Below are 24,429 nucleotides of genomic sequence, written 5' to 3'. Positions count from 1 at the left end.
CGTAAAACAGGAGTAAGAACAATGAAAAATTTGTGGAGGGCGCTCTGCGCCGCTGCGATGATCGGGGTCAGCATCCTTCCTGCTCGCGCGGAAGAAAAAACGATCACCATGGGTACGATGTCCTGGGAGGACCTGACGCCCATCACCGGAATCACCAAGAAGGTTCTCGAAGACGCCGGCTATACGGTCAAGGTGACCGAGTTCTCCGAATGGGGCATCGCCTATGCCGCTCTCGCCAAGGGCGACATCCAGGTTCTCACCTCGCAGACGGACTATGTTGCGCAGGACTACTGGGACAAGAACAAGAACCGCCTCGAAAAGATTTCGCCTGTTTCGCATGGCCTCTATCAGGGCGTTGCGGTTCCCAAATATGTCCCGATCGACTCGCTGGAACAGCTCAACGAAAACGCCGACAAGTTCAGCGGCAAGATCATCGGTATCGAACCGGGTTCCGGCCTGATGCGCGATACCTCGAACGCGGTCAAGGACTACGGCCTCAAGCTCCAGCTCGTCGAGGGCAGCACCGCCGCGATGACGGCGGCGCTGAAGTCCGCCTATGATCGCAAGGAGTGGATTGCGGTAACGATCTGGGAGCCGTCCTGGATGGTTCAGAAGTACGAGGTCAAGTACCTCAAGGACCCGAAGGGCGTATTCCCGCCGCCGCAGAGCTACTACTGGATCGGCCACAAGGGCTTCTCCGCAGAGAACCCGCATGCGCGTGAAGTAATGGCCAGCGTCTACGTCCCGATCGCCGACATCACCGCCATCAACGGCGCGGTCAATGAAGGCAAGACCATGGACCAGGCCGTGCAGGATTGGATCGGCGCCCATGCCGACCTGATCAAGCGCTGGGAAAACATCAAGAAGAACTAAACGCGTCGTGGCCGTCCGATCCGTCGGACGGTCACCCTGAAACCTAATGAAGAAGCCAGCGCCGAATGGCTCAAAGGGGATCGCTATGAAAGCCATAAATGCCGATATCAATGACGTCCTGATCGACTGCCAATCCCTTTGGAAAGTCTTCGGTGACAAGTCCGCTGCGGCAATGAAGTCGATCAAGGAGCGCGGCCTCGGCAAAAAGGAGGTGTTGAAGGAGTTCAACTGCGTCGTCGGCGTGTCCGACGCGAGCATTGAGGTTCGGCGCGGCGAAATCTTCTGCATCATGGGATTGTCGGGAAGCGGAAAATCGACGCTCATCCGCCTTCTCAACAAGCTGATCACGCCGAGCTCTGGGAAAGTCCTCGTCAAGGGACGCGACCTCGCCGCCCTGTCGCCGGTCGATCTCCGGCAGATGCGCGCCAGGAACATCGGCATGGTGTTTCAAAGCGTCGCTCTGTTGCCGCATCGCACAGTCCTGGAAAATGCAGCCTTCGGCCTCGAGGTTCAGGGAATTGCCAAGCCGGAGCGAAACAAGACGGCCGTTGCAGCGCTCGAGAAGGTCGGCCTCGCCGACTGGGTGAATCGATATCCGAACGAGCTTTCCGGCGGCATGCAGCAACGCGTCGGGCTCGCCCGCGCGCTTGCTTCCGACCCCGAGATCATTCTGATGGACGAGCCGTTCAGCGCCCTCGATCCACTCATCCGGCGTCAGCTTCAGGACGAATTCCGGCAGTTGACGAAAGCGTTGGGCAAGTCCGCGGTCTTCATCACCCATGATCTCGACGAGGCGATCCGGATCGGTGACCGCATTGCGATCATGAAGGACGGCGTCATCATCCAGACCGGCACGGCCGAAGAGATCATCCTCAACCCGGCAGATGCTTATGTCGCCGAATTCGTCGCCGGCATATCCCGCCTCCATCTGATCAAGGCGCATTCCGTCATGCGCAGCGTCGCCGAATTCCATGAGAGCGCGCCGAATTCCGACATCGCGTCGCTGGCGCGCACGACGCCGGATGCCGACATCGACGAACTCATCACATTGACGATGCAGTCGGAGCGCGATGCCATCGCCGTCGTCGACAATGATCAGATCGTCGGCGTTGTCACGCCACGCAGCCTGCTGATGGGCGTCAAGGGGACGTCCACCCACGATCTCACGGCGGCGTCCCACAACTGGAGCTGATTGACATGGATAGTTCAGGCTTCACCGATCTTTTTGACGAATGGACGGACTCGGCGCTCGAGTGGGTGAGCGACAACGGCGAATTCCTCTTCGATACTATCAGACAGGTTCTCGAAGGGCTCTATGACGGGATCCTCTGGCTTCTGCAGCTTCCGCCATTCTACCTGGTCGCGCTGATCGTGGCGCTCATCGGCTGGCGGCTGGTCAATGTCTGGTTCGCCCTGCTCAGCGGCGTCGCGCTGGCGCTTTGTTTTTCCATGGGGCTCTGGCCGGAGACGATGAGCACCCTGGCGCTGGTATTGACCGCAACCGCACTCGCCCTGGCGATCGGGATCCCGATCGGTATTGCCGCCGGCTTTTTCCCCGCCCTCGATCGTTTCATGGAGCCCGGTCTGGATCTGATCCAGACACTTCCGCCATACATCTATCTGCTGCCGGCGATCGCCCTGCTCGGCTATGGACCGGCGACGGCACTGATCGCGACGGTGATCGTCGCCGTGCCGCCGGCAATCCGCCTGACGTCTCTCGGTATCCGGATGACGCCCAGGGAGTTCATCGAACTTGGAGAGGCGCTTGGGATCAGACCGGCGCAGATGTTCTTCAAGATTCGCCTTCCCTTTGCGCTGCCGAGTATCATGGCAGGGATCAACCAGAGCCTGATGATGGCCTTCGGCATGGTCGTCATCGCAGGCATCGTCGGTTCCGGCGGGCTCGGCGAGACGATTTACGGCGCGATCAGAACGCTCGACATCGCGACCTCCATCAATGGAGCGATAGCCATCGTGGTTCTGACCATGGTGCTTGACCGGATAACTCAGAGCGCGGCTCGTTTGGGAACGGGGAGGAAGTCATGAATCCGTCCATCCTGCAGTTTTCGCCCGGCGCTTTCCTGGCGCCGTCAGTCGATTGGCTCAACACCAACCTTCATCCGCTGTTTGCGGCGATCAGCTATCTGATCGAAGCGGTTCTTTCCGGATTCGAGGCGGCCCTCCTCTTCGTGCCGCCCTATGGGCTTATCGCGATCGTCGTCATCCTGGCATTTGTCGCCGTCGGTCTGCGCGCCGCAATCCTTGCCGGTCTTTGCCTGGGGTTTTGTCTCCTCATGGGGCTGTGGACGGCATCGATGCAGACCCTCTCCCTGGTCACGGTCGCTGTCTTGATCTCCGTGCTCATCGCCTTCCCGATCGGCGTCCTGTGCTCGCGCCACAAGACATTGGAGGCGATGGTTCGTCCGGTTCTCGACGTGATGCAGACCGTGCCGCCCTGGGTCTACCTCATTCCTGCGGTGATGATCTTCAGCCTTGGACGTGTGCCGGCAATCATCGCCACCATCGTCTATGGCATTCCGCCGATGCTCCGCTTGACCACGCTGGCGTTCAACCAGGTGCCGAGAGAATTCGTGGAACTCGGCAGCGCCATCGGCGCGCCGCCTCGTTCGGTGCTTTGGAAGATCGAGATCCCCTTGGCCAGGCAGACGCTCCTGGTCGGGCTCAACCAATGCATCCTTCTGTCCCTGGCGATGGTGGTGTTGGCCGGGCTCGTCGGCGCCGGCGGTCTCGGCGCGGAGGTGACGCGCGGCCTGACGCGCATGGAGATGGGGCTTGGCCTGCGGGCGGGCCTGGCGATCGTCGCAATCGCCCTTCTGCTCGACCGGCTGTCCCGCGGTCTGCTCGACCGTGACAGGCTGCCGAAGACGAGATGAGCAAGGACACCAAAAGATGAGAAACAGCTTCTTCTGCATCGACTCCCATACGTCAGGAAATCCCGTGCGCCTTGTTGCCGGAGGCGGTCCACTGCTTCCGCATGCGCCCATCAGCGAGCGTCGGGAGATTTTTGTCCGCGATCACGACTGGGTGCGCCAGGCGCTGATGTTCGAGCCAAGGGGTCACGACATCATGTCGGGGGCGATCATCTATCCGGCCTACCGGGAGGATTGCGATTTTGCCGTTCTTTTCATCGAAGTGAGCGGCTGCCTGCCGATGTGCGGCGCCGGCACCATCGGCGTCGTGACCGCCGCGATCGAGGAAGGGCTCGTCAAGCCGCGGGAGCCGGGAAGGGTTGCCATCGAGACGCCTGCGGGAAGGGTCGATGTCACCTATGAGGAAAAGGGCGGATATGTCGAATCCGTTCGTCTCCACAATGTTGCAAGCTATCTGCACGAGGCTGATGTCGAGGTCGATGTGCCGGGAATGGGCCGCCTGCGCGTCGATATATCCTATGGCGGCAACTATTATGCGGTCATCGAACCGCAGGATAACTGGAGCGGGCTCGACCGCATGACCGCATCGGATATCGTCGGCTGCAGCCAGAAGCTCAGGTCAGCGCTTGCCGATATTTGCGATCCCGTTCATCCCGACGATCCGAGAATTCGCGGCGTGCATCATGCCATCTGGTGTGACCGCCCCGTGAACGACACCTCGGATGGCCGTTGCGCGGTCTTCTATGGCGAGAAGGCCATCGATCGCTCGCCGGGCGGCACCGGCACCTCCGCTCGCATGGCCCAGCTCTATGGGAAGGAACGGCTTACCGTCGGGTCGAGATATCGGCATGAAAGCCTGATCGGAACCGTCTTCGAGGGCCGGGTCGAAGCCGAGGCACGCATTGGGCCCTATAGCGGTATTCTTCCAAGCATCGGAGGCTGGGCACGCGTCATCGGACACAACACCATTTTCGTTGACGATCGGGATCCGCTGGCGCATGGCTTTCAGATCCGATGAGCGCCTTTTCGTCTGAAAAGACGGACGGCGCGATAAGAGCCGGCAAGGAGATGACTATGCGACCTGAGCAGCATCGACAGACAGACGCCGACGCGAAGTCGGCTGGCCGGCTCAAGGTGGGCTTTGTTCTGGCGCGATCATTCACGCTGTCCGCCTTTGCGCTCTTCGTGGACACGCTGCGGCTTGCCAGCGACGAGCAGGATCGTTCCGGAAGGGTCCTTGCAGACTGGCAGGTGATCGGCAGCACGAGGCACTTGATCACCGCGAGTTGCGGCGTCCAGGTTGCTCCGACATCCGATTTCGTCGATCCGTCGAGGTTCGACTACATCGTGGTCGTCGGCGGCCTTCTGACGGTGGAGAACCCTGTCGACCAGCAGACCATCACTTTTCTGAAGCAGGCCGACGTCAAGAAGGTGCCGCTGATCGGCGTGTGCACGGGTTCGTTCATTCTTGCTGCGGCAGGCCTGATGAAGCGGCACGAATCCTGTGTGAGCTGGCTGCATTACAAGGAGTTTCGGGAGCGGTTCCCCGACCTTAGCGTTCGCTCCGACCGGCTCTTCAATCTCGATCGCCAGCGCGGATCGTGCGCAGGCGGCAGCAGTTCCGCCGACATGGCGGCGTTGCTGGTCAGAAAATATATCAGCCGCGACGCTGAACGAAACGCGCTTGAAGTGCTTCAGATCGAAAAGGCCCGGACTCCATCGGACATACAGCCCCGGCGTCCGCTCTACGACGACTATGACGACGCCCGCGTCAAGGCGGCGATGATTACGATGGAACAGTTCGTCGATGGCAGCATGTCGATTCAAAAGCTTGCCGCCACGGTGGGCCTGTCTCGGCGGCAACTGGAGAGGATCTTTATCGACAAGACCGGGATGTCTCCTGCCAAGGCCTATAATCGTGTTCGCATGGAGCGGGCGAAATCGATCCTGGCCCAGTCGAAGGCGCCACTGATCGAGATCGCGCTGGATGTCGGCTTTGAAAATGCCTCGCAGTTCACGCGAACGTTCAAACGCACATTCGGGCAGACCCCCTCACAGCATCGTGCAGCCGCTTCGAGAGCACACTGAGCTTATTCAGATATCCTCCCACGGAAAGGTGTCCAGCCGCTCCGCGCCCGTTGCCGTGATCAGAGCCTGGGTTTCAAGCTTGATGCTTTCAGATCCGGCTTCGGCTATCAGGCTCTCGACGTTGAGCACCATGCCCTCCTCGATGAGGCCGCTGAATTCAGGGTCGAAATCCGGATGCAGAAGGATCCCTGGCCATTCGTCCGCCATTCCGGTTCCGTGCAGAGCAAGCGTGTATCGATAAGGCTGGTATTTCTCCGGAATCCGCCACGACAGCGCGTTGAACTCTTCAAACGTCATGTCGGGCTTCAGGATGGCGAGATTGTGCTCGATCTGATCCCTGGCGGCGGCGTAGAGTTGCTTCTGCTTGGCGTTCATCGCGACGTGCCCTGCTGTCCACGAGCGCGAGAGGTCGGCGCAATAGCCGTAGGGTCCGATCATATCGGTGTCGAAGGATATCATCTCCCCGCGTTTGACCGCATAGTCCGAACATTCCTGATACCAGGGGTTCGTTCTCGGGCCTGCGGTCAGGAGCTTGGTCTCGAGCCACTCGCCGCCGCTGCGTGCGTTTTCGAAGTGAAGCTCGGCCCAGATCTCTCTTTCGGTGCGGCCGGGCTCGGATGCCTCGTACATCCGCGCCATGCCTGCTTCGCAGACACGGATCGTCCATCTCATCAGCTCGATTTCGTCAGCGCTTTTGATGGATCGCGCCCGCTCGGCCAGCTCCTGACCGTCTAAGAGCATGAAGCCGCGTTCCCGCAATTCGAACGCGCCGGCGGGTTCGAGCTTGTCCACCGCCACGCGCTTGTTGCCGCCGTTGCTCTTTATGAGGTCCGCGACTTCCTCCGCCCAGGCTTTCAGCCGGGGTTCCATAAGGTTCCCGGCCGTGAAGAATATCCATGACTTCGCCGGCCGGATCTCGTCGATGCCGGGAAGCCCGTCATTGACATGTTCGGCGCCTTCGAATTCGAAAAGTATGGCCGGACCATCGGCCAGGATCAGAGCGTAGCGCGAGGCGTTGTGCATCGTCCAGATGCTCATATTCGATGAATCGAAGGCATATCGGATGTTGACGGGATCGTAGAGGAGCAGGGCGCCGCAATCCCATTCGCGCATCTTCGTGCGCAGGCGCTCCAGACGATAGCGGCGAGCCCGATCGAGCGTCGTGGCCGGCAAAGGACTGATGAGAGGCCGATCCACTCCCTCGGGATTGAGATATTCCTGCTTTCGCTCATCCTTGAAGACCGTCGGGCCGGTCAGCTCGGCGGAATCGCTTTCCTCTCGCAACATCTCAGTGAGTCCCTGTTGTCGGTGGGTGACGCGACGTTACCGGGCGCTCAGCGCTCGATGACGAGATCGCTAAGCGGCTTGGAGCAGCAGGGCAGAAAGAGGCCGGCGTCGATTTCCCGCTGACGAATTCCGCCATTGTGGTTCATGTCGACCGTGCCTGACGTAAGCTTCGACTTGCAGGTGCCGCAGACGCCGTTCGCGCAGGACGACGGGATCCTGACGCCTGCCTTCTTCGCGCATGAGAGCACGCTCTGGTCGCCGGAGACGTCGATGCTGCGGGCCTGCTTCGAGAAGGTGACCTGAAAGACCTTGGCAGCGGCCTCCTGAACCGCAGGGATTTCGGGTTCGTCGATGACCGCGGCGTCGAAGCTTTCCTCCAGGTAGTTCGAGCCGGGCACGCCGAGTTCGGCGGCAATGCCGCGCGCGGCGGCCATGAACGGGGCGGGGCCGCAGCACATCACGGTTCGCTCGGCGATATCGGGAACCGCAAGCCGCATATAGTCTGCCGAGATACGGCCGGTCAGGCCGGGCCAGGATGGCTCGCCGGCAACGGTCTCCGGGAGGAAGTGGAGGCGAAGGCCTTTCAGCCTGCGGGCGATGCAGGCGAGTTCGTCGCGAAAGATCAGATCCTGCGGCGTCCGGCCGGCATGCATGAAGACGACGTCGGCGGGTTCGCAACTGTCGGCGATCTCACGCAGGATGGACATGACGGGCGTAATGCCGGAACCGCCGGACAGCAGCAGAAGCTTCGGTTTCGACGTCGCGGGCCTGACGAAATGGCCAAGCGGGCCGTTCGCCTTGACGGTTGCCCCGGGAACCAGGGTGTCATGAAGCCAGTTGGAGATCTTGCCGCCGGGAACGCGCTTCACCGTCACGGAGAAGGCGTTCGTCCGATGCGGCGAGGAGGAGATGCTGTAGCACCTGTTTTCAGCGTCTCCATTATGTTCCAGGTCGAACAGAAAATACTGCCCGGCCTTGAACGCGAACCGCTTACCCTCACGGGAGGCGAAGGTGAATGTCTTGACGTCGTGGGTCTCCTGCTGAACGTCGAGGCAGACCAGCGCGTCGTCTTCCTCTGGGTTCCACAGGTCGTGAAGGGCGGCTCTGGGCGCGGGCGCCTGCGGGCTTCTAGTATCCATGGGCGCGCATCCGGTCGATGTACCAGGCGGCGAACTTGTCGAGGTTCGTCTCGGAGAAGCGGGAGTAGGGGCCGGGCTGATATGCCGGGTCGAGAGCGCCGGCATGGGAGCGGGCGACGAGATCGGCGTCCTGGTCGGTCGTCGCGACCCAGACGTCCGTCAGCTTGTCGAGATCGTAATCCACGCCTTCGACGGCGTCCTTGTGGACCAGCCACTTGGTTCTAACCAGCGTCTTGCCCGCGGAGAGCGGAATGACGGTGGCCACCACGGCGTGGTCGCCCATGAAGTGGTTCCAGCTGTTGTGGCCCCAAAGATGTGTGTCACCGAGATCCTTGCGGGTCATCTGCCCGAGAAGCTTGGAGGATGCGGCAGTGGCGTCGTGGGTCTGGGATTCACCGGCGCCTGCGATGATCAGGCGCTGGGTGCGGAAATTGGTGGCGCAGTCGGCGAGTTGTTCGACGGCAGCCGAGGGGAAGCCGTCAGCCTCCCACGCCTTGGTCCGTTCTTCATACAGCCTGAAATGCTCTTCGGCCTGTTCACGATCCTCCGGGCTCAGAGTTTCGGGGTCGAAGCCGAAGTCGAGATCGACGAAGGAGACGCAGAGCTCCGGATGGTTTGCGGAGCAGTGGTAGCATTCGCGATTGTTCTCCATCGTCAGCTTCCAGTTGCCGTCCTCGATGACGTCAGTTTGGAAGGCAATCTTTGCGTTCCGGATGTCGTAGGGGGCGAGGCGCTCGGTCATGGCCTGCTCGAGGAGAGCGATGTCCTCGGGCGGATTGTCGGAAAGACAGACATAAATCAGTCCGCCGATCGACTTGAAGGTGACGGACTTGAGGCTCCGACACTCCTTGTCGAAGTCCTTGCCCATGTGAGGCGCGTAGCTGAGCTCACCCGTCAGTTCATATGTCCAGGTGTGATAGGGACAGACGAGTTTTGAGACGATCGTCTTGCCCGGATCGAGAAGGCGGGAGCCGCGATGGCGACAGACATTGTGCAGGACGCGGATTTCTCCGTCGTCGTCACGCAGAAGGATCAGGCTCGTCTTGCCGATATCGACCACCGTGGCGTCGCCGGGTTCGGGAACATCACAGTCCAGGCCGACACAGATCCAGTGCTTGTGGAAAAAGACCTCGAGGTCTGCTTCGAACACGTCTTCTCTGACGTAAAGGCCGGCCGGCAGCGAGTGACCGTCGGCGCGGGCGTCGAGAAGGGCTGAAATGGTAGATGGAAGCCTGTTTAGCATGAGAACCTCTTATGCGAGAGTTTCCCGAGATTGCCCTTGCAACGCTGACGTTTCAACGGCATAAAAAATCACGTTCGCATGAGTTTTTATCATGTGAAGAGGAGTTCTGCGATGCATTTCCGAAGACGGATCCCGTCGCTGACGGCACTGGTGACCCTGGAGGCGGTGCTCAGGAAGAAGAGCTTCACCACGGCTGCGACCGAATTGGGTGTCACCCAGGCGGCAGTCAGCAGGCAGATTGCGTTGCTGGAGGAGGAATTCGGCCAGCCCCTATTCGTGCGCAAGCATCGAGCCATCGAACCGACAACGGCATGCATCAACCTCGGAGCCACGCTGGCGAAGAGCTTTGCCGATATCGCCGAGAGCGTGGAAGCGATCCAGTCGCGCAGCCAGGACGTGTTGACGATAGGGGCGACCGTTGCATTCTCTTCCTTCTGGCTGCTGCCGCGGCTGGCCGAATTCCGCCGGGCGAACCCGGGCATTCTGGTGCGAGTGATATCCCAGGACAGCCCGATCGCTCTCGACGACGGAGAAGTCGATGTGGCAATTCGCTATGGTGTGCCCCCTTTCAGCGATGCTACCGTCATCGCCTCGCGCGGCGACGTCATCTGCCCCGTCTGCTCTCCCGATTACCTCAGGCGTCGAGGAGATGGCCCGCTAGGCTCCGTCGACGAATTCATCGAAACGGACGTTCTTGATCGTTCCTGGTATAGCTGGGCGCAGTGGTTTTCTCTGACCGGCGCCAAGCTCGAGGTAAAGCCGTCGCTTCGGTTCAACCATTATACCGAAACCATCGCCGCCGCGCGCGCAGGGCAAGGGATTGCCTTGGGATGGCGCATGCTGGTGGGCACTTTTCTGGAGGATGGAACCCTGGTGCGGATCGGCGGCGGTGAGCTTGCCGCGGAAGATCGTTACAACGTGATCGTGCCCGTCAAAGCCAAGCGAAACAACGCGCGGGACCTTGCCGCCGGCTGGCTGACGGCATCATTGCACGGTTGATCGAAACTGCCGTATTCACAAGCCCAATCCTACAGTGGCCGTTCGGTGGACGCCTTTGGGGACGAAGGCGAAGTGATCTGCCAGTCCCAGGAAATCGGCCGCCAGGTGAATGACGGAAAGCCACATTTCCGTCCCCTGCAAGCTCGGTTCACCACCGTCGGCAAACGGGAATCCCTCGCCATCCCGCCATCTGCCCAGAGCCCTTGATATGAGATTGCGGGCGATCGCCTCTCCGTCAGCCCGCCTGTAGTCGGTCTGCCGGGCAATCAGCAGCAGAGGATGAATCGTATCGAGCAGGTTGCACGCATTGTATTTCGCAGCAACGAAGCCCTTATGGTTGCGATAATTGAGGTGAACTGTTTCGAGCGAGGCATGCGGGTGGGGAAGTGCCGCGCCGAACTGGGCGTAGGTGCCACGCGTCAGGCGATAAAAGCCGTTCACAGGCTGGAGCCATCCTTCCCCCGCGGTCGGCTCGCCCCAGAGCCCTGAAACGCTGTTGGCATTCCGGCTCAGCCACTCGAAGAGCTGCTGCCGTGAATGCCCGATGCCAAAATACTTGGCATTGAAGTACATGGCGGTTCCGATCGCATCGACCACGCTGCCGGCGTGCCATGCCCGGGTTGGCCAGGGCAGGGCGCTCAGCCATTCGTCAAGCTCTCCGATGCCAAACTCGACGGCATGGACGGGTTGCCGTGGACTGGAGCCAAGCAGCTCAAGCGCATATCCGACCGAAAGGACGTTGTAGAGCGCCTTTGGATCATCCCTCAGCGCCTTGTCGTGCATGCGCGAATGCTCATCCGGGAACAGCCCGGTCTCTCGTTCCTGGAGGCCTTGGAGAAGCTCGACGGTTTCCGAGAGATTGAGGTCGGGCGGCAGGTGACCGAACCCGGCGGCGATCTCGATGGCATCGCATAAATGCCGGATCGCCGGCCTCCGGACGCCGTCCGCTTCCAGGGATTCATAGGCTCCCTGCGTTTTCCAGCGTGCAAGAATGTCCGGCCACTGGTCTTTCGCCTTCTGCCCCAGCCTGACCAATTGATCTTCGATGTCTCCAGTGCCGGATTTCCTGGGTGCCGAGCCTCGGCTCCGCAGTACCCGGGCGGGCACGCCACCGGCAATCGACATGGTGGGAATGTCTCCGGTAACCACCGCTCCGGCGGCGATCACGGCGCCATTTCCAATTGTTGCGCCATCGAGGATCACGCAATTGGCGCCGATCCAGACATCGTCACCGATCACTATGCCGATGCTGACGACACCCTGGCGGTGTATGGGAACTGCCGGATCGTCGAAGCCATGATTGAAGCCGACGATCGAGGCATGCGAAGCAATCCGCACGCCGTTGCCGCACGTCACCTTCCCGGAAACGCAGGCGTAGGGATTGATGGTGCAATCGTCGCCGAGGATCACATGGCCGCGGACGAGCGCGTGCCCGGCGATCCAGGATCGCTCGCCCATCGTCAGGCTTTCGGTGAAGATCGCGGCATTCTCGGCGATGTAGGACGTCTCGGCCAACTCCGCACCGCATGATCGCCTGAGTTCCGCCTTGCGGGCAAGGTGGGCTGGATGGCCGAGGTCGGACACAATGTGTTCCCAGGTAAGGTATTGAAGCCTGCGCGCTTCCCTCTGTTCGTTCACCGGGGCTTGCGGGCCATTGGCGTGATCCATCTGATCCTCATTCTCAGGTTCAACCGCCGAATATTCGTCTGATTCAGCGATCCGTTGCCTCGCTGCATCAGACGGCGTGATCCGTCTAAAAGCAAGACTTCTGACAATGGTGGCACAGCCCTCGTTGCGATGGCTCCAATTGCCTTAGTTGCCGTGTAGGTAATTGGTTCGGCCGAGGCGCCCGGGTTCATCGCCTGTACGGAAAGCGCACCGCCCGGCGAGAAGATAAGGGTATGCTTGCCACGCTCACCTCTGAATTCGCAATTGGCAGAGACGTCATGCACCACGCACCGATCATCGGCAACGTGCTGAGCCATCTGGAAACCGTGAGGCGAGTTATGCCGCGCTCAGAAGTTCAGCGCTAACCGGCATTCCCATATGAAAGCCCTGGACGCGGTCGATGCGAAGATCCTTGAGAAGGGAAAACTGTGCTGCAGTTTCGACGCCTTCCACCAGGATCGTATTCCCACGATTGCGGATGAGAGCAATCATGTCCTGAAGCATCATCAGACCGCGTGGGTTCGAGCAGTCGTGCAGGAAGGTTCTATCGACCTTGACCGTCTGAAACTCGATTGCCCTCAGCCAAGAGAGGCCCGCGAAACCGCAGCCGAAGTCGTCAAGCCATATCTCGACGCCGAGTGCCCGCAGATCGGCAATGCATTTCAGCACCTCCGACTGCATATCCATGTCCAGGCCCTCAGTGACTTCCAAGGCTAGTCGCGATCCGCAGACCCCGCACCGAGCAAGGATATCAGCGACACTGGCAGCAAAGCCGGGGGAACGCAGTTGTATTGGCGACACGTTGACGCTGACGGTAGCCATGCGATCGGTCATCAATATATCGCGGCATGCCGTCTCGATCGCCCACCTGCCCAGTTCGAGGATAGCGCCACTTCGTTCTGCCACCGGAATGAATGTCTTCGGCGAAACCGCGGTGCCGTCCGGCATCCTGAGGCGCATCAAAGCCTCGACAGCTCTTGCCTTCTCGTTCGTCACGTCGAAGATCGGTTGGTACACGAGCGAAACCAGTTTGCGATCAATGGCGGCCGCCAGCAGTGGGACGAGTTTACCAGCATAGTCGTCGGGGCGAGGCAACAACGGATCAAAACTACGAATGCAGTTTCGGCCACTTGCTTTGGCATTGTAGAGAGCAAGGTCGGCTTCACGCACTATTCGTTCAACTTTCTCTCCAACTTTCTCGCGGGTGAAGGCGGCGCCAATGCTGACGGTTACGATCGACATATCATCTGGTCGCTCGTCGTGAGCAATCGCAAGAGACTCGACTTCCACTCTGATCTTCTCGGCGAGAGTCATCGCGACCCTGGGGAGGGCATCCGGCATGACCACGATAAACTCCTCGCCACCATACCTGCCGATCATGCCGTCGGACGACTCTACAACTGCCTTCAGCGCATTGGCGATGACAGTCAGACATCGGTCTCCTTCCTGATGTCCGTAGCGATCATTGAAGCGTTTGAAAAAGTCGACGTCGATGAGGAACACGGAGAAGTCGCGTCGTTCGTCTTTCCAGGCGGCCCAGCATTCGTCGAGTCGCCGATCCAGCGCGCGTCTGTTGCTTATGCCTGTCAGGTAGTCAGTATGTGAAAGCTCGAGAAGTGACCTTCCCCGCTCGGACGCTTCCCAGTGCTGGTGGCGAGCCTCCGCCGCGTTCAACAACACGTTTCGACGCTCCACGTTCAATCGCCAATTGACGAAAGACGTGAAGATAAAGCACGAAATGTAGAACAACCCGAAGGCAAACTTGTAGGTTTGGCTTGACGGGAAAAATTCCTCGATCGTAACGAAAAATGCGCAAAGAACGAGGCTCGAGGTGATCACCGAAAGCCGAAACGGGAAACTGAAAAAGAGGTTGGCGCCCATCATGAAGATGGCGCCGAATATCATGTAGTATGACATGGCGGTGACGTCGCGGGTGGCGATCGCCGGGTAAAGCCAGCCCACATAGCCCGCAAGCAGTGCCGAGGCGCATGTGACGTCAAGCCAGACGGTTTGCGCTTTTGCCAGGCGCAGGGTCTCGAAAACCAGCAGAGCGATCGTTGCAACGACGAATCGCGCGGCGATCGTCACAGGCGCAACATCGGGGATCAGCCAACGGTCGGGAAGTGCGAAGGACACATAAACGGCAACCGCGATCCAAAGACCATGCCGTGAACTCCGCCCTCGGACAGCATCATTTTCAGTTTTCAAAGACTTGAGGGCCTCGGCGAATGAAAAGCTGGCGGTGGATTCGTCGCGCTGGACATTAGCGTAGGCCGCGGTCCTGCAAAAACGCTGGACTGACAGCCATCTAAAGTATGTCGAAAAGTAAGCCATACTTCGGCGCCCTCCAGAGTTGCGTTCGGCAACCTGCAACCGGTTTGTCTTGTTGCTTAGCTTTGTTAGAGGGGTAGCATCGGACCCGCAAGAGTAGAATTACCCTTATCCCGTGTAGATTCTAGTCGCATCCTATTTCGAGGTTGTTTATGCTTAACGCTATGTCAAAGGGGTCTCGAAATGGCACAAAGCCTGGTCTTGGACGGTGAAAGTCTTGTTGCGCCGGGTGAAATTCGTCGGGCGGCAAGAAGGGTTGCTGCCCCAGATCCCGGCCACCTTGTCGTTGCCAGAGCCGAGCTTGCCCTCAGCCTTGACGTGTCGATCCGTCAGTTCAAATCCGGCATCGAGCCTAATGCGATAATCGAGCGTCTTACCGACGCCTTGCATCAGATACGGCGGCGCTTTCATCCGGAGGTGTGGGACGTCATCGTTCCGATCGCGCAATCTCATCCCGTTGCTCACTATCTTCATCAAGATCCATTGACCCGCTGGTCGTTCGAAAAGCCGCGCGGCTATTCTGGCGACGCACGCCTTCTCGACTTCATCTACGGCAGACCTGAGATTGAGGACGCCGTCTTATCAGCGAGCAACCTGGGACGCTCGATCTACGCCTACACTCGAAATGCTTCGTCATCCGTCGCGGTAAGAGAGCGTCGAGACATTCTGGCTCGCCGCGTTGACGAAATCGCTTTGGCCCGGCCTGGTTCCACCGAAGTCCTCGCCATCGCGGCCGGGCATCTTCGTGAGGGGCCCTTGTCGCGTGCTCTCGGCGCCGGCGCGATCAAACGCTGGGTAGCCTTGGATCAAGACCCGATGAGCGTTGGAACCGTCACCCGCGATTTCGCCGGCACGTCCGTCGAAGCGGTGAACGGGTCGGTCAAATCCCTGCTCGGTGGAAGGCATGCGCTGGGAATGTTCGATTTCGTTTATGCCGCGGGTCTTTATGACTATTTGCCGGACGCGGTCGCCGTAAAACTCACCAAGAAGTGCGTCAGCATGCTTAAGCCTGGCGGCACATTCCTATTCGCCAACTTCTCCCCGGAGACGGAGGTCGATGGCTATATGGAGACATTCATGAACTGGGCGCTGCTGTTGCGGTCAGAACGAGAGATGGGCTTGATCGCCAGTGAAAGCGTGAGTGGGGCGGATGTGAAGGTGTCGGTTTGGTCCGGCTCAAACCGCAGCATTGTCTACTGTGAAATCCAAAGACCGCGGTAGGCCGCTTGTTGGCTTGAAGGGCTTGCCGACCTTCAGCGTCTACTCGGCCACCAAGGTCTCGCTCGCTCGTTCACCCGCTGCTGACGACCAATCTGCGGCGCCCCGGTTCCGCGTTCGCACGGGAGGAGATGGCGATGCCAAGCGGCGAACGGGGGACGCTTCGGTGGCAGTATTCCTGCCATTTCTCCAACGGTTGTCATCCGAAGCAGATATCGGTTTGACGTGCTGGCCGATCTCGGCTCAACGGACGCCCGAGAGGAACGCTATTTTAGATTTCTGCTCATGCAACCTTTGTCAGATGCGTTCCATGCGGACCGGATACTCGCCGCGCACCAGCAACGGCTCGAAGTCATTGTCGAAGCGGCCGAGCCTGATCAGCCCGTCCCAGCGGTAATCCGCGTAGAACAGGGCCAAGTTACCCCAGGGTTTGAAGTAGCAAAGGTCGCCCGGCTGCTCGTTTCCGAACGCACCGCTGCCTTCTTCGGTGAGCTTGCGCGGCAGATGGACGATCTTTTCGTTCCTGCCATAGTCCTCGATCTTAAGGTTCAGGGGCAGCATGGAAACGAGATCACGCGCCGTCGGATTGTCGGCGAGTGTCGCGGTCAGGGTTAGATTGTTGAAGCCTATCCTGATCCTGACGCCTGTCGCCTCGGGCTCCGCCGGGCCGCGCTCGTCCTGCCCTTGCGCCACGAGAGGCAGAGCGGCGGCCGCCAAGGTTCCGCCCAGCACCGCGCGACGGCTCATGAACTTGGATGTCATCGACATAGCGCGCCTCGCGTCAGACAGGTTGAGCCGTCGGCCGGAACAGGATTTCGTTGATGTCGACATCGTCCGGCTCGTTCACCGCGAAGGCGACCGTTCGGGCGAACGTGTCCGCGCTGATGGCGATCTTGCTGACGAACTCCTTTGTGCCCGCCTGGATGTCCTTTTCGCTGATGTGTTCGAGGAGTTCGGTGCTCACTGCGCCGGGTGAAATGATCGTGGTCCGGATGTTGTACGGCTTCACTTCCTTCCGCAGCCCTTCCGAGAGGGCGCGCACGGCGAATTTCGTCGCGCAATAGACGGTGGCGCTCGGATCGATCACATGACCGTAGACGGAGGATACGTTGATGATGTGCCCCGACTTCTGCGCCTTCATGTGCGGAAGCGCTGCTGCGATACCGTAGAGCACCCCTTTGATGTTTACGTCGATCATGCGATCCCACTCGTCAACTTTGAGCCGTTCGAGCGGCGCAAGTGGCATCAGGCCGGCATTGTTCAGCATCACGTCGATGCGACCGAACGCGTTGACGGCCGTGTCGACGAGCTTTTTGACTTGATGTTGGTCCGTGACGTCGGTTTGGACTGCCTTGGCCTTATAGCCTTTGGTGGACAGCTCCTCAGCCAGCGCAGCGATGCGGTTGCTACGCCGCGCGCCGAGGACGACGGACGCGCCGCGCTCCGCAAGGTGACGCGCGGTGGCTTCGCCAAGCCCGCTGCTTGCCCCGGTGATGACGACCACTTTGTTTTCAATTCCTTGGGACATGATGATCTCCTGTTTGGTTTCTGAAGGCTCAGGAACGGCGGCCGGCGAGCGCGGCCAGGACAGCCGAGCCGGCGAGAAGGCAGGCGGCCAGAAGGAAGGTGCTCCGCCATCCCGCGGCGTCAAACAGCATGCCGCCAGCAAAAGCGCCGCCTGCGATGGCGAGCTGGATCAGCGCCACCTGCAGTCCACCTGCCGCTTCCAATTCACCGGGAACGATGGCGGCCATCCAGGTGTTCCAGGCCACCGGAATCGGGGTCGAGAAGAATCCCCAGAAGACGAGCAGCAATGTCGTAATCGCTGCGAACGTCCCGAGAGCGATCAGCAGCAGGGCAAGGACAGCAAGAGCAGCCGGCAGACCTACGAGAACGAGTAGGAGGTGGCGCCGGGCGACGAAGCCGATCACGGAGGTTCCAGCTAGCCCGCCGACTCCGAGGCCGAGAAGCACCATGGACAGAACATTCAATTCCAGTCCCGTGACGCCTTCGAGGAACGGGCGAAGATAAATGGACAGTGCGTTCTGGCCAATGAAGGCCAAGCCGGTCGCCGCCATTCCAACTGCGAATGTGCGATTGCGCAGCAGCCCGAATATTCTGGCCACCGAGACGGTTGATGTCGCCGGCATCCTCGGCAGAACGACCAGTTGCCAGACGAGTGCGGCAATTCCGATCGGCACGGTAATGAAGAAGGTTCCGCGCCATCCGATGAACCCGCCAAGAAAACTGCCGAGTGGCGCGGCAAGGACGAGCGCGAACGCGGTGCCGCCTTGCAGAAGCGCAATGGCCTTGGGCAGATCACGGTCCGAAACCAAGCGTGCCAGAATAGCCGTCGACAGCGACCAGAAGCCGCCGATCGAAACGCCGACCAGGGACCGCCCGACGAGAAAGACAGGGAAGTTGGGTGCGAGAGCAACCGCCAAGCTCGATGCAACAAGAACCGCCGTATAGAGCAAGACGACAGACTTCCGGTCGATCCTCGCCAGGAAGGCATTGCCGAAAAGGCTGGTGAGAACCGCAAAGACACCCGACACGGTGATCGCCAATCCGGCTTGCCCCTCTGAAATAGAGAGGTCCCTGGCGATTGGGGTCAGAAGGCTCACAGGGAGAAATTCCAGACCCACCAAAAGGAAAGTGAGAAGCGAGAGACAGGTCACAGCAGACCACGAGGTCGCCCTGTCGTCCATCAGTGAGGTCTCATTCAATGTCAACTCGACGGTCATTCACGTTCTCCTGTCCGTTGCCAGATAGATAGCCGGACTGGTTTTGCGCGACTAGAAGCTATAATCTGAATGTCGTGATGAAGGAGATTCAACAATGCGGCGAGACGAGTTCACGGAAATGCGTGCGTTTCTGGAGGTGGCTCAGGAGCGGAGTTTCACGCGCGCTGCATCAAAATTGGGAGTTACGCGCTCGGCGTTGAGCCATACGATCAGCGCGCTCGAAGCCCGACTCGGCGTCCGGCTTCTCTCCCGCACGACGCGTGACGTGGCTCCCACGGCGGCCGGTGCGCGCCTCGTGGAAACTATCCAGCCGCATTTCGAGAGCATCGCCGCCGGGATCAGTGCCCTCGGCGCGTTGCGCGACAAGCCTTCGGGCACAGTCCGCCTCGTATGTCCCGATGATGCCGTGGAGCTGGTTTTCCGTTCGAGGCTGTCGGCATTTTTACGGGATTACCCCGATATCACCGTGGAACTCATGGTCGACAACGGTTTCACAAATATCGTGGAGCGCCAATTCGATGCCGGCGTGCGGCTCGGCGAGGCGATTGCGCGCGACATGGTGGCCGTTCGCATCGGGCCCGATATCTCTTATGCCGTGGTCGGATCACCGGAATATTTTGCGGCCCGCACTGCACCTTCGACCCCGCAAGACTTGACGGACCACAATTGCGTGAACCTGCGTCTTCCGACGTCAGGCGCTCTGTATGCCTGGGAGTTTGAAAAGGATGGCCGCGAGTTCAGCGTACGTGTGGAAGGCCAGCTCGTGATGAGCAACATAGGACCTGCGATCAATGCCGCTCTCGATGGGGCGGGGCTGTCTTATGTGCCGAGGGATCTCATCAGGCAATATTGTGACAGCGGTCAACTGCACGAAGTGCTGGCGGACTGGGCGCCAACGTTCCAAGGGTATCATCTCTATTACCCCAGCCGGCGCCATCCATCCCCTGCTTTCTCCGCCTTCGTCGAAGCCTTTCGCTACCGGCATCGGTAACCAACACTCGAGACGGCGTGGTGGAAAGAGTACGGCAAGAGCGTGCCGGTGAAATCGAGCCCACGCGGTCGAAAAGCGAGAGATGGCTGAATGGCTGTGGGTGGATTGCTACTTGCCGCAACCGCTTTAGCCATCGCTTCATGCGAATGGTCGGAATGATCGCATTGGCGCGACAGCCGATGGCAATGACTATATCGCAGTCCCTCCGGCGGCAACGCACCGGCAGCTCGTCATAGCTTCCTACGGATCACATTCACGAAAAACTCGAACCGGACTTGTCCCAGCCTTCCTTGACCGTCTCCATTGCGACGTTGGTCGAGGTGCTGGCAACGTGGGGCAGGGTCGAGATGCGCTCGCCGAGGACGCGGCGGTAGCGGCCAATATCTCGGGTGCGGATCTTCAGGAGATAGTCGAACCTGCCTGCAATCATATGGCACTCTTCGACTTCCCCGATCTTCTTGATGGCATCGTTGAAGCTTTTCAGCGCATGCTCGCGGGTATCGGAGAGTTTCACCTCGACGAAAGCAATGTGGTCGAGCTGCATTTTCGACGGATTGAGGATGGCCTTGAAGCCTTCGATGTATCCTTCGCTGATCAGCCTTTTGAAGCGGATCTGGCATGGCGTCTTCGACAGTCCGACACGCGTAGCCAGATCGGTGATCGACAGCCTTCCGTCCTCGGCGAGTGCGGCGAGGATTTTTTTATCGAACTGGTCCAATTCACTAAAGATGTCAGTTTCTGTGGCCATTTGAACTCTCGATGACGTATTAATAAGTTCATACGGCCTAGAAACTGTAAAAATCAAGTGAGATCGCGATCTGGGGCTGTGATAGATTGGGCGCCGGGTGAAAGAGCGCTGTGATCGGTATCGGCGTCGACCTCAAAACGGGGGATCATACATGCATGACAACGAAGCGGATGATGACCAAAAACCCGACCTGCTCGTTCACTACCGGCCGGTGGCAATAAGGGCTGTGGCGGCGGCGCTCACCTTCAAGCGCGACAGACCAGATGCGCGCCCGCTGCGCGAGACGGAATATTCCGGCCCGGCCTTCACGGATGATGCGCTCTGGGACGACGAGCCCGCTGTTCCATTTATCCGCTAGACCAAACATCGATTGAATAGGGACTCCCATGTTGAACGCAGCGCCCCCCTCCACGCCCTCCCATGATCCCGTCGACGGCGCGCCGTTCTCCGGCTTTGCCCCACCGATCCGACCGCAATCCGAACTTCGCCGGGCCATCACGGCAGCCTATCGCCGGCCGGAAACCGAATGCCTGCCGCCGCTCGTTGCCGCAGCGCGTGTCTCCGAGGCAAAACGCTATGACATTCGCAGCACGGCCCGCAGCCTGATTGAGGCGTTGCGCGCCAAGCACAAGGGGACCGGTGTCGAAGGGCTGGTGCAGGAATACTCACTCTCCAGCCAGGAAGGCGTGGCGCTGATGTGCCTCGCCGAAGCGCTGTTGCGCATTCCCGATACCGAAACCCGGGACGCGCTGATCCGCGACAAGATCGCCGAGGGCAACTGGACCTCCCATATCGGTGGCGGAAAATCCATGTTCGTCAACGCCGCCACCTGGGGTCTCGTCGTCACCGGCAAGCTGACCTCGACGGTTAACGACCGAAGCCTGTCGGCAGCTCTGACACGGCTGATCGCGCGCGCCGGCGAGCCGGTCATCCGTCGCGGCGTCGATATGGCGATGCGCATGATGGGCGAGCAGTTCGTCACCGGCGAAACGATCGCAGAGGCGCTGAAGCGCGCCCGCCCGCTGGAAGCGCGTGGTTTCCGCTATTCCTACGACATGCTGGGCGAGGCCGCCACGACGGGCGCTGACGCCGAGCGCTATTACCGGGATTACGAAAAGGCGATTCATGCCATCGGCAAGGCGTCGGACGGGCGCGGCATCTATGACGGCCCGGGCATATCGATCAAGCTTTCGGCCCTGCATCCGCGTTACGTGAGGTCGCAGGCCGGCCGGGTGATGAGCGAGCTGCTGCCGAAGGTCAAGGCGCTGGCCGTTCTCGCCAGGACCTATGATATCGGCCTCAATATCGACGCGGAGGAGGCCGATCGGCTGGAGCTTTCACTCGATCTCCTCGAGGAGCTTTGCTTTGCCCCTGAGCTCACCGGATGGAACGGGCTGGGCTTCGTCGTGCAGGCCTATGGCAAGCGCTGCCCCTTCGTCCTCGACTACATCATCGATCTCGCACGCCGTTCCGGGCGCCGGGTCATGGTCCGTCTCGTCAAGGGCGCCTATTGGGATGCGGAGATCAAGCGCGCCCAGCTGGACGGCCTCGACGACTATCCGGTCTATACCCGCAAGATCTACACCGATGTCGCCTACATCGCCTGCGCGCGCAAGCTGCTCGACGCTCCGGATGCGGTCTTCCCGCAATTTGCCACCCATAATGCGCAGACTCTCGCCACGATCTATCGTCTGGCCGGCCCTGATTTCACCGTCGGCAAATACGAGTTCCAGTGCCTGCATGGCATGGGCGAACCTCTCTATGACGAGGTTGTCGGAAAGGAAAAACTCGACCGGCCATGCCGCATTTATGCGCCTGTGGGAACACATGAGACGCTGCTCGCCTATCTGGTTCGACGTCTTCTGGAAAATGGCGCCAATTCCTCCTTCGTGCACCGCATCTCCGATCCGAATGTCTCGGTCGAGGCCCTGATCGCCGATCCCGCCGAAATCGTCGCAGCCATGCCGGTCGTTGGCGCGCCCCACGCGCAGATCGCCTCGCCGAAGGCTCTTTACGGTAACGCCCGGGCCAATTCCGACGGCCTCGATCTCTCGAATGAGGCCACCCTTTCGGATTTGGCAGAGGCGCTCGCCACCACGGCTGCGACCCTATGGCACGCACTTCCCATCCTTGCCGACGGCTCTACAGATGGGGTGACGCGGGAGGTTCTCAATCCTGCCGATCACCGGGATGTTGTCGGCACGGTGACCGAAGTGAAGGTCGAGGAGGCAGCGCGCATCGTTCGCATGGCTGCGGAGCATGCGCCACAATGGGCCGCCGTGCCGCCGGCCGAGCGTGCCGCCTGTCTCGAGCGTGCGGCCGACATCATGCAGGCCCGCATCAAGACGCTGATGGGCATCGTCATGCGCGAAGCCGGCAAATCCGCGGCCAATGCCGTCGGCGAGGTGCGTGAGGCCATCGATTTCCTGCGCTACTACGCCGAACAGGCGCGCAAGACCCTCGGTCCCTCGCATGCGCCCCTCGGCCCGGTCGTCTGCATCAGCCCGTGGAATTTCCCGCTGGCGATTTTCACCGGGCAGGTCGCCGCAGCCTTGGTGGCCGGCAATCCCGTGCTTGCCAAACCGGCCGGCGTCACGCCGATCATCGCTTCGGAAAGCGTGAAGATCCTCCACGAGGCGGGCGTGCCTGTCGGTGCCTTGCAGTTCGTGCCCGGCAGCGGCCGCCTTGGCGCCGGCATGGTCGGGGCGGAGGAAACGGCAGGCGTCATGTTTACCGGGTCGACCGAAGTTGCCCGCATGATCCAGGCGCAGCTGGCGGAACGGCTGTCAGCAGGCGGCAGGCCGATTCCGCTGATCGCCGAAACGGGCGGTCAGAACGGCATGATCGTCGACTCCTCGGCACTGGCCGAGCAGGTGGTGGCCGACGTCATTGCCTCGGCTTTCGATAGCGCCGGTCAGCGCTGCTCGGCGCTCAGAGTTCTCTGCCTTCAGGACGATGTCGCCGACAGGACCCTCAACATGCTGAAGGGCGCCTTCCGCGAACTGACGATCGGCCGTACCGATCGGCTGAGCATCGACGTCGGCCCAGTCATCAATGACAGCGCAAAGACGGAGATCGACCAGCATATCGAGCATATGCGCGGCTTAGGCCGCAAGGTGGATCAGCTGCCGCTGCCCGAAAGTGCCGCGGCGGGGACCTTCGTTCCGCCGACGATTATCGAAATCAAGTCGCTGTCGGACCTGACGAGGGAGGTCTTCGGACCGGTCCTGCACGTCATCCGCTTCAAGCGAAACGGGCTCGACCGTCTGATCGACGACATCAACGCATCGGGTTATGGGCTCACATTCGGGCTTCACACCCGGCTTGATGAAACGATCGCGCATGTGACCAGCCGCATCAAGGCTGGCAACCTCTACGTCAACCGGAACATCATCGGCGCCGTCGTCGGCGTGCAGCCTTTCGGCGGTCGCGGCTTGTCGGGAACAGGTCCGAAGGCCGGCGGTCCGCTCTATATCGGCCGGTTGGTGCAACGCGCTCCGGTGCCGCCGCAGCAGGATTCCGTTCATACGGACCTCGCCCTTCGCGGCTACATTGTCTGGCTCGATAAGAAGGGCCTGCCGGGCGAGGGGGAGGCGGCGCGTGGATATGCGAGCCGTTCGGCGCTCGGGCTCGAACGCGAACTCACCGGTCCGGTCGGGGAGCTCAATCTCTACGCGCTCCATCCCCGCGGCCGTATACTCCTCGTGCCGCAGACGGAAAGCGGGCTTCATCGCCAGATCGCCGCAGCCCTGTCGACCGGTAACCATATCGTCGTGGACGCGGGTTCCCTATCGAAGTCAGTCCTGGCGGATCTTCCCGCGGCTGTCGCCAGCCGGATTTCCTGGACATCGGATTGGGAAAAGGACGGACCGTTCTCGGGTGCCCTCGTCGAAGGGGATCGCGACAGGGTTCTGGCCGTCAATCAGAAGATCGCTCACCTGCCCGGTCCGCTTCTGCTGGTCCAGGCCGCGACGGCCGAGGAATTGGCGAGCGATCCCGAAGCCTATTGCCTGAATTGGCTGCTGGAGGAGGTGTCGACGTCGATCAACACCGCGGCCGCCGGCGGCAATGCAAGCCTCATGGCCATCGGCTGAGTTGCAATACGAGGGCGCAGAAAATGCGCCCTCGAAACTCCAGACGGGAAAGTGGCTCTCTTCCCGGGATTCAATCTCGATACCTCGGCCTATAAGGGCGACGGGCGGCGATCTG

Annotated in this window: 20 protein-coding genes and 1 pseudogene; 12 read left to right on the top strand and 9 right to left on the bottom strand. The window is 60.5% G+C overall.

Annotated elements, in window-relative coordinates; genetic code table 11:
* Positions 1 to 21 precede the first annotated feature (21 nt).
* From BS629_RS13560 to BS629_RS13535, 6 genes are read left to right on the top strand one after another with little or no spacing between them, the layout of a single operon-like run.
* Positions 22 to 873, top strand: a complete 852-nt coding sequence (locus BS629_RS13560) for a glycine betaine ABC transporter substrate-binding protein (protein ID WP_018246026.1) — start codon at positions 22 to 24, stop codon at positions 871 to 873.
* 46 nt (positions 874 to 919) lie between these two features.
* Positions 920 to 2,065 (top strand): quaternary amine ABC transporter ATP-binding protein, encoded by a 1,146-nt coding sequence (locus BS629_RS13555; protein ID WP_018246025.1) that lies wholly within the window; start codon positions 920 to 922, stop codon positions 2,063 to 2,065.
* A gap of 5 nt (positions 2,066 to 2,070) precedes the next feature.
* Positions 2,071 to 2,919, top strand: coding sequence for an ABC transporter permease (locus BS629_RS13550; protein WP_018246024.1), 849 nt, complete (start codon positions 2,071 to 2,073; stop codon positions 2,917 to 2,919).
* Entirely contained in the window at positions 2,916 to 3,767 is an 852-nt protein-coding gene (locus BS629_RS13545) for an ABC transporter permease (RefSeq protein WP_018246023.1), read from the top strand. Before BS629_RS13550 ends, BS629_RS13545 begins: the two co-directional genes overlap by 4 nt.
* A gap of 16 nt (positions 3,768 to 3,783) precedes the next feature.
* Positions 3,784 to 4,782 carry a 4-hydroxyproline epimerase gene (locus BS629_RS13540; protein WP_018246022.1) on the top strand — a complete coding sequence of 333 codons (999 nt, stop codon included), beginning with the start codon at positions 3,784 to 3,786 and terminating at the stop codon, positions 4,780 to 4,782.
* A 56-nt stretch (positions 4,783 to 4,838) separates the two neighbouring features.
* Positions 4,839 to 5,852 (top strand): GlxA family transcriptional regulator, encoded by a 1,014-nt coding sequence (locus tag BS629_RS13535; protein ID WP_018246021.1) that lies wholly within the window; start codon positions 4,839 to 4,841, stop codon positions 5,850 to 5,852.
* Positions 5,853 to 5,858: 6 nt separating this feature from the next.
* Here BS629_RS13535 and BS629_RS13530 read toward each other — a convergent pair whose 3' ends face one another.
* From BS629_RS13530 to BS629_RS13520, 3 genes are read right to left on the bottom strand one after another with little or no spacing between them, the layout of a single operon-like run.
* Positions 5,859 to 7,139 carry a M24 family metallopeptidase gene (locus BS629_RS13530; protein ID WP_018246020.1) on the bottom strand — a complete coding sequence of 427 codons (1,281 nt, stop codon included), beginning with the start codon at positions 7,137 to 7,139 and terminating at the stop codon, positions 5,859 to 5,861.
* A 47-nt stretch (positions 7,140 to 7,186) separates the two neighbouring features.
* Positions 7,187 to 8,278, bottom strand: a complete 1,092-nt coding sequence (locus tag BS629_RS13525; RefSeq protein ID WP_018246019.1) for an FAD-binding oxidoreductase — start codon at positions 8,276 to 8,278, stop codon at positions 7,187 to 7,189.
* Positions 8,268 to 9,521, bottom strand: a complete 1,254-nt coding sequence (locus BS629_RS13520) for an aromatic ring-hydroxylating oxygenase subunit alpha (RefSeq protein ID WP_018246018.1) — start codon at positions 9,519 to 9,521, stop codon at positions 8,268 to 8,270. The genes BS629_RS13525 and BS629_RS13520 overlap by 11 nt, the downstream gene beginning before the upstream one ends.
* Before the next feature lie 111 nt (positions 9,522 to 9,632).
* Between BS629_RS13520 and BS629_RS13515 the strand changes: the two genes are divergently transcribed.
* Positions 9,633 to 10,520 carry a LysR substrate-binding domain-containing protein gene (locus tag BS629_RS13515; RefSeq protein WP_018246017.1) on the top strand — a complete coding sequence of 296 codons (888 nt, stop codon included), beginning with the start codon at positions 9,633 to 9,635 and terminating at the stop codon, positions 10,518 to 10,520.
* A 15-nt stretch (positions 10,521 to 10,535) separates the two neighbouring features.
* Here the strand turns inward: BS629_RS13515 and BS629_RS13510 are convergent, their stop codons facing one another.
* Both BS629_RS13510 and BS629_RS13505 read right to left on the bottom strand, forming a co-directional pair.
* Positions 10,536 to 12,188, bottom strand: coding sequence for an acyltransferase (locus tag BS629_RS13510; protein WP_018246016.1), 1,653 nt, complete (start codon positions 12,186 to 12,188; stop codon positions 10,536 to 10,538).
* Positions 12,189 to 12,524: 336 nt separating this feature from the next.
* Positions 12,525 to 14,522 carry a putative bifunctional diguanylate cyclase/phosphodiesterase gene (locus tag BS629_RS13505; RefSeq protein ID WP_018246015.1) on the bottom strand — a complete coding sequence of 666 codons (1,998 nt, stop codon included), beginning with the start codon at positions 14,520 to 14,522 and terminating at the stop codon, positions 12,525 to 12,527.
* Between the two features lie 180 nt (positions 14,523 to 14,702).
* Between BS629_RS13505 and BS629_RS13500 the strand changes: the two genes are divergently transcribed.
* A complete protein-coding gene (locus tag BS629_RS13500; protein ID WP_018246014.1) occupies positions 14,703 to 15,740 on the top strand; it encodes a class I SAM-dependent methyltransferase in 1,038 nt (345 codons plus the stop codon).
* A gap of 294 nt (positions 15,741 to 16,034) precedes the next feature.
* On the opposite strand, the gene BS629_RS13495 is transcribed toward BS629_RS13500, so the two are convergent.
* From BS629_RS13495 to BS629_RS13485, 3 genes are read right to left on the bottom strand one after another with little or no spacing between them, the layout of a single operon-like run.
* Entirely contained in the window at positions 16,035 to 16,505 is a 471-nt protein-coding gene (locus BS629_RS13495) for a cyclophilin-like fold protein (protein ID WP_018246013.1), read from the bottom strand.
* 13 nt (positions 16,506 to 16,518) lie between these two features.
* Positions 16,519 to 17,265 carry an SDR family oxidoreductase gene (locus tag BS629_RS13490; RefSeq protein WP_018246012.1) on the bottom strand — a complete coding sequence of 249 codons (747 nt, stop codon included), beginning with the start codon at positions 17,263 to 17,265 and terminating at the stop codon, positions 16,519 to 16,521.
* A gap of 28 nt (positions 17,266 to 17,293) precedes the next feature.
* The gene (locus BS629_RS13485; protein WP_018246011.1) at positions 17,294 to 18,481 is read right to left on the bottom strand and encodes an MFS transporter; all 1,188 of its coding nucleotides are present in this window, start codon (positions 18,479 to 18,481) and stop codon (positions 17,294 to 17,296) included.
* A 94-nt stretch (positions 18,482 to 18,575) separates the two neighbouring features.
* On the opposite strand from BS629_RS13485, the gene BS629_RS13480 reads away from it, so the two are divergent.
* On the top strand, positions 18,576 to 19,472 hold the full coding sequence (locus tag BS629_RS13480; RefSeq protein WP_018246010.1) for a LysR family transcriptional regulator: 897 nt from the start codon (positions 18,576 to 18,578) through the stop codon (positions 19,470 to 19,472).
* Positions 19,473 to 19,562, top strand: a pseudogene (locus tag BS629_RS40510) (winged helix-turn-helix transcriptional regulator); the annotation flags it as partial.
* 163 nt (positions 19,563 to 19,725) lie between these two features.
* On the opposite strand, the gene BS629_RS13475 reads toward BS629_RS40510, so the two are convergent.
* Positions 19,726 to 20,220, bottom strand: a complete 495-nt coding sequence (locus tag BS629_RS13475) for an Lrp/AsnC family transcriptional regulator (RefSeq protein ID WP_018246009.1) — start codon at positions 20,218 to 20,220, stop codon at positions 19,726 to 19,728.
* A 151-nt stretch (positions 20,221 to 20,371) separates the two neighbouring features.
* Here BS629_RS13475 and BS629_RS13470 point away from each other — a divergent pair, with 151 nt between their 5' ends.
* Both BS629_RS13470 and putA read left to right on the top strand, forming a co-directional pair.
* Positions 20,372 to 20,578 (top strand): hypothetical protein, encoded by a 207-nt coding sequence (locus tag BS629_RS13470; RefSeq protein WP_018246008.1) that lies wholly within the window; start codon positions 20,372 to 20,374, stop codon positions 20,576 to 20,578.
* Between the two features lie 28 nt (positions 20,579 to 20,606).
* On the top strand, positions 20,607 to 24,314 hold the full coding sequence (gene putA / locus BS629_RS13465) for a trifunctional transcriptional regulator/proline dehydrogenase/L-glutamate gamma-semialdehyde dehydrogenase (protein ID WP_018246007.1): 3,708 nt from the start codon (positions 20,607 to 20,609) through the stop codon (positions 24,312 to 24,314).
* Positions 24,315 to 24,429: the final 115 nt, after the last annotated feature.

Source organism: Rhizobium leguminosarum bv. viciae USDA 2370 (assembly GCF_002008365.1).
Taxonomy (GTDB): domain Bacteria; phylum Pseudomonadota; class Alphaproteobacteria; order Rhizobiales; family Rhizobiaceae; genus Rhizobium; species Rhizobium leguminosarum.
The sequence above is the reverse complement of the archived record's forward strand: the minus strand, read 5'-3'. Positions and strand labels throughout refer to the sequence as shown.

What these genes read in the sequence shown, in the direction of transcription:
- BS629_RS13560 (WP_018246026.1), top strand. Translation starts at nt 22, where the DNA reads ATGAAAAATTTGTGGAGGGCGCTCTGCGCCGCTGCGATGATCGGGGTC.
- BS629_RS13555 (WP_018246025.1), top strand. Translation starts at nt 920, where the DNA reads ATGAAGAAGCCAGCGCCGAATGGCTCAAAGGGGATCGCTATGAAAGCC.
- BS629_RS13550 (WP_018246024.1), top strand. Translation starts at nt 2,071, where the DNA reads ATGGATAGTTCAGGCTTCACCGATCTTTTTGACGAATGGACGGACTCG.
- BS629_RS13545 (WP_018246023.1), top strand. Translation starts at nt 2,916, where the DNA reads ATGAATCCGTCCATCCTGCAGTTTTCGCCCGGCGCTTTCCTGGCGCCG.
- BS629_RS13540 (WP_018246022.1), top strand. Translation starts at nt 3,784, where the DNA reads ATGAGAAACAGCTTCTTCTGCATCGACTCCCATACGTCAGGAAATCCC.
- BS629_RS13535 (WP_018246021.1), top strand. Translation starts at nt 4,839, where the DNA reads ATGCGACCTGAGCAGCATCGACAGACAGACGCCGACGCGAAGTCGGCT.
- BS629_RS13530 (WP_018246020.1), bottom strand. Translation starts at nt 7,139, where the DNA reads ATGTTGCGAGAGGAAAGCGATTCCGCCGAGCTGACCGGCCCGACGGTC.
- BS629_RS13525 (WP_018246019.1), bottom strand. Translation starts at nt 8,278, where the DNA reads ATGGATACTAGAAGCCCGCAGGCGCCCGCGCCCAGAGCCGCCCTTCAC.
- BS629_RS13520 (WP_018246018.1), bottom strand. Translation starts at nt 9,521, where the DNA reads ATGCTAAACAGGCTTCCATCTACCATTTCAGCCCTTCTCGACGCCCGC.
- BS629_RS13515 (WP_018246017.1), top strand. Translation starts at nt 9,633, where the DNA reads ATGCATTTCCGAAGACGGATCCCGTCGCTGACGGCACTGGTGACCCTG.
- BS629_RS13510 (WP_018246016.1), bottom strand. Translation starts at nt 12,188, where the DNA reads ATGGATCACGCCAATGGCCCGCAAGCCCCGGTGAACGAACAGAGGGAA.
- BS629_RS13505 (WP_018246015.1), bottom strand. Translation starts at nt 14,522, where the DNA reads ATGGCTTACTTTTCGACATACTTTAGATGGCTGTCAGTCCAGCGTTTT.
- BS629_RS13500 (WP_018246014.1), top strand. Translation starts at nt 14,703, where the DNA reads ATGGCACAAAGCCTGGTCTTGGACGGTGAAAGTCTTGTTGCGCCGGGT.
- BS629_RS13495 (WP_018246013.1), bottom strand. Translation starts at nt 16,505, where the DNA reads ATGTCGATGACATCCAAGTTCATGAGCCGTCGCGCGGTGCTGGGCGGA.
- BS629_RS13490 (WP_018246012.1), bottom strand. Translation starts at nt 17,265, where the DNA reads ATGTCCCAAGGAATTGAAAACAAAGTGGTCGTCATCACCGGGGCAAGC.
- BS629_RS13485 (WP_018246011.1), bottom strand. Translation starts at nt 18,481, where the DNA reads ATGACCGTCGAGTTGACATTGAATGAGACCTCACTGATGGACGACAGG.
- BS629_RS13480 (WP_018246010.1), top strand. Translation starts at nt 18,576, where the DNA reads ATGCGGCGAGACGAGTTCACGGAAATGCGTGCGTTTCTGGAGGTGGCT.
- BS629_RS13475 (WP_018246009.1), bottom strand. Translation starts at nt 20,220, where the DNA reads ATGGCCACAGAAACTGACATCTTTAGTGAATTGGACCAGTTCGATAAA.
- BS629_RS13470 (WP_018246008.1), top strand. Translation starts at nt 20,372, where the DNA reads ATGCATGACAACGAAGCGGATGATGACCAAAAACCCGACCTGCTCGTT.
- putA (WP_018246007.1), top strand. Translation starts at nt 20,607, where the DNA reads ATGTTGAACGCAGCGCCCCCCTCCACGCCCTCCCATGATCCCGTCGAC.